The sequence below is a fragment of the Stieleria mannarensis genome (genome assembly GCF_014154935.1).
Taxonomy (GTDB): Bacteria; Planctomycetota; Planctomycetia; order Pirellulales; family Pirellulaceae; genus Stieleria; species Stieleria mannarensis.
Window position 1 is genome coordinate 1 of sequence record NZ_JACEHH010000110.1, and the last position, 3854, is coordinate 3854.

A 3854-nucleotide genomic window follows, 5' to 3' on the forward strand; every position below is an offset into this window, starting at 1 on the left:
CTTGAAAAGCGTGGTAATCCAGGGCGATCAATACGCAGGTGGCAGACGGCTATTCGCTCCAATGCGGTTGGACCCCCGATCGGATAGACGGGAGAAATCATTAGCGAGTGCTGCGATCACGGGACGAAGAACCTCTTTCATTTTCGGACGTTCCACAGAGGATTCCCAATCATGAAAGCGACCTGCCATGGCCTATAGTGCGCGAAATTCCCGAGACCTTTGATTTTTCGCGCACTGTGCAGACGACGTACTCGCTTTTAGGTTGGGGGCTAGCTTGAAGGTCTGGTTGCACGCCTATCGTCATCCCACGTGGTTTCCGACGTCCGTTCACTGGATACATCTACGATGCCGACTCATCCCAAAGTGGTCGAAGCTATCTGCGAAGGTTCACCTCGAGAGATGGGGTTCGCCCAGGGCGCGGCCGCACGCGCGAAAATTTGCGGTGCGCACGAGGCCCTTAGGGATTTAGAGGCATTTCGTCTCCAGCAGCCTGACTGGCTTCCGTACTCAGTTTATCGGTGGATAGCGGAACAGAAGGCCTCACGGTTTCTGTCCGCTCCTCTCGCACGTGATTTTCCAGCCATGAAGGAGCGACTAATTGGCATTGCCCGGGGAGCTAACATCTCGCTCAAGGGAGTCCTGCTAATCAACGGTCTCGAACCGCTCATGTCGTCGGTCGGAGGTTGCACCGCCTGTCCAGGAGCGTGCTCGGCCGTAGCCATACGCGGTCGCCGCTCGAAAGATGGGCAGCCGATCGTCGCCAGGAATTTTGACTATCTCCCGCTCGTCCAACCGTTCTACTTGGTGCGAAAGACCCGACCAAGTTCCGGCTTGAGGGCGATTGAGTTCACAACAGCGCCTTTGGCGGGAGCGGTGGACGGGATGAACGAAGCTGGACTATGCATCATCTACAACTATGGGTTTACGACTGACCAGCCCACGTCACCGGCAGCGCCCATTTCGATGGCGATTTCCGCGGCGCTCCAGCAATGCAGCAGTGTGACTCAAGCGGTGGATTTCATTTCATCGATGCCTCGTTGGGGTGGAGCCCTGCTCATGCTCGCTGATGCAGACGGCGACATCGCATCATTGGAGCTATCGAGCACCCGCCACTACCTCCGGCGACCTGCTGAGGGAGAAGACGTATTGAGCCACACGAATGCTTTCTCGAGTCCCCAAATGCAGGAAGTTCAAATAGCTCACGACGCGATTTACACGGACAGCGCCCCAACACCGCTGAGAGGACGACGGCTCCATCAGTCATCTGAGTTGCGAGACCGACGATTCCAACAACTTCTTGCGGAGACAGACGTTCTCGACGTCCATCGATTGAGTGCCATCATGTCTGATCACGGTCCGGAGGGTATGCCAGGTGACGACACGATCTGCTTGCATGGTTCGTACTGGTTCACAACGGCCTGTTTGCAGTTCTTTCCAGGGTCGCGGCGAATCCGGGTGGCATACGATACCGCGTGCCAGGCAAGCTTCGAAGACATCGAGCTGTAACAGTGCTGACTAAGGTTTAGTCTGTAACAAGACCATGTTTGCTTTTGCTCAGAATACGAACCTGTTGGCAGTCCTTCTGCTGCCCTACAGCATCCCGGTGGATGTTGTAATCGTATTCCTGTGTAGTTTGCTCCTCGTTTTCGCCGCAGCGGTTATCGGTGCGAGAGCTACCGCGGATCCATTCAGATGGAGACGCGTCGCTGGCGCGACCTTGGGAGTGATGATGGGAGTCGTGCTGAGCCCGTTGGCTCTTGGCGTGTCCTGCCTGCTCGTGAATCTTACAGCACGTTTTACAAATGATGCACTACCGCCCACCAACATGGGGTTCGCGATCACAAGCACTCTGTTCATTCTCATGACTTCGTCGGTTGCATATTTCGTAAGCAAGATCGGTTGGCCTGCGCGTGTGGCACACGGCATGGAGATGGAATTGCTCACCCAGAACTTGGGCGAAATCGAAAAGATCGTCAGCGGCAAGCTACGCAACTTGGGATGCGAAGTCAGTCGCCACTTTGATGTCGGCGCCGCTCAAACCGCCGGCATCCTCTCGCAGGATCAAGCAACGCGAATGGAGCATCTTTTCCAGATGCAGACACAACTGCAGCAGGCCAGGAGCGTCCTGCATTCAGATGTGGAATTGTGGGCCGGACAGTCGCGTGAGTTGCTTGACGAACTGACAAGACAGCTGAGTTCGAATCGCGAGTCGACGCTTGCCGTTGATGAAGTCGACCGGAAATCACGGGAGAACGGTAATCCCTACGCTCCTCCCGCGTCATGATCCGCGCTTTCACTAATCGAATCATTGAGAAATGATGGATCACTCAAGGCAATCGCGAAGCAGGTCAAGGCGGCGAAAGCTCCGTAAACGATCGAGGGGGAAGGCGTGACAGTCAACAGCACTGCGGCCAACGCCCAAAAGGAACCAACCCAGCGATACGCCGACCAGAAATTGCCGCTCTTAGCGAAGAATGCGAGCGATGAAATGCACGCCCAGCATGGGTACGAGAACTCAATTGTCTTATCGAAGTCCGGGTGACACATGATTCGAATGACAAGCAAGCAGAAAAACGTGCTGACGAGGTGGCCAATCCAAATCGACCATAGCTCCCGACGCGCACGTGCAGCCGTCGGATCCATACGGTGACTTGCGATGAAAGTGGCGAAGAGCGGCACATATCCGGAGAAGATAGTGAGCCATACCCATGGTTCGGAAGCGTCGATTTTCATCAGCCACCAAATGACAATGCCACTCGTGAAAAGTGCGGGTGCCACGACCATCCACAACAGATTTCGAAGTCTGGGAAAATGTCGGTGCCATCGCGGTCGATCCAACCATGATGCCAAGTCTTTCGCGAGATCCGCTGCAGTCGAGTAGCGTTCTGAGGGCTCACGTGCAAGACACTTCAAGATGATGGGCGACAGCGACGGTGGGATCTTGCCGCGAGCGTCGCTCGTGAAATCAACTTTTCCTCCGGCAACATCGATGAGATGCTCGCGGGCAGTACGCCCGTCGTTGCACGGAGAGGATCCAGTGATGGCGGCCCAAAGGGTCGCGCCTAGCGAATAGATATCTGTGGCAACCGATCGGACTGCCGCAACTTCCTCAGGGGGCCTTCCGTGCAGTGCGGCGCCGGCCAATTCCGGCGCCATGTATGCTGGAGTCCCAACAACGCCCCGTGAAACATCGCTCGAGTATCTCGCATCAAAGTCCGCGAGACCGAAGTCGCTGATCATCGGGCGATCGGTTTGACGCTCAATCAAGATGTTGTGAGGTTTGATGTCTCCATGAATAATCCCATGGCGATGAACAGCATCGATCGCACGTGCAATCGCCTCGAGGTATTCAACAGCTCGTTCCGGTGCGATTCCAGTGCCCTGTGCAAGGACACGTAAGCTCTCTCCTTCTACGAGTTGCATCGAAAACCAAGGTTGGTCCGCAATCTCTCCAACCTGGTAGATTGGGACGATATGTTCATGGGCAACCCGGGCAGCCAGTTTTGATTCCTGCTGAAACTGCAACTGCATCAATTTCACGGTGTCGCCAGACATTCCAGCCAGGCGATCACGGCGAATAACCTTGATCGCATCCTGTCGCTGAGTCTTCTTGTGGAGAGCGCGATAGACGATCCCCATTCCACCGCGACCTATTTCCGTCAGAGATTCGTAGTCCGGCAGCAATGGCGGCTCGTCGATCGAGGAGATTGCCGATCGGATTGGCGCGGCGAGCAGGTCGATTCTCTGGTACGCATCAGAGTATTCTTGACTGAGGGTCGAATCTCCGATGGTGGCTTCGCCGGATTCGATCGCACGCTCCAAATCAGCGAGCTCGTCATCAGTCAGTGGCGGAT

General features: G+C 55.6%; 3 protein-coding genes. 2 read left to right on the plus strand and 1 reads right to left on the minus strand.

Going from position 1 to position 3854, the window contains the following annotated elements; genetic code table 11:
* Positions 1-345: 345 nt before the first annotated feature.
* Both H1B37_RS34705 and H1B37_RS32385 read left to right on the plus strand, forming a co-directional pair.
* A complete protein-coding gene (locus H1B37_RS34705) occupies positions 346-1506 on the plus strand; it encodes a C45 family autoproteolytic acyltransferase/hydrolase (protein WP_182871421.1) in 1161 nt (386 codons plus the stop codon).
* Positions 1507-1540: 34 nt separating this feature from the next.
* The gene (locus H1B37_RS32385) at positions 1541-2284 is read left to right on the plus strand and encodes a hypothetical protein (RefSeq protein ID WP_182871422.1); all 744 of its coding nucleotides are present in this window, start codon (positions 1541-1543) and stop codon (positions 2282-2284) included.
* On the opposite strand, the gene H1B37_RS32390 is transcribed toward H1B37_RS32385, so the two are convergent.
* Positions 2263-3854, minus strand: a 1592-nt coding sequence (locus H1B37_RS32390; protein WP_182871423.1) for a serine/threonine-protein kinase, incomplete at its 5' end; no start/stop codon positions are given. The genes H1B37_RS32385 and H1B37_RS32390 overlap by 22 nt on opposite strands.

Excerpts from the sequence above, each read along its gene's own strand:
- H1B37_RS34705 (WP_182871421.1), top strand. The coding sequence starts at position 346 with ATGCCGACTCATCCCAAAGTGGTCGAAGCTATCTGCGAAGGTTCACCT.
- H1B37_RS32385 (WP_182871422.1), top strand. The coding sequence starts at position 1,541 with ATGTTTGCTTTTGCTCAGAATACGAACCTGTTGGCAGTCCTTCTGCTG.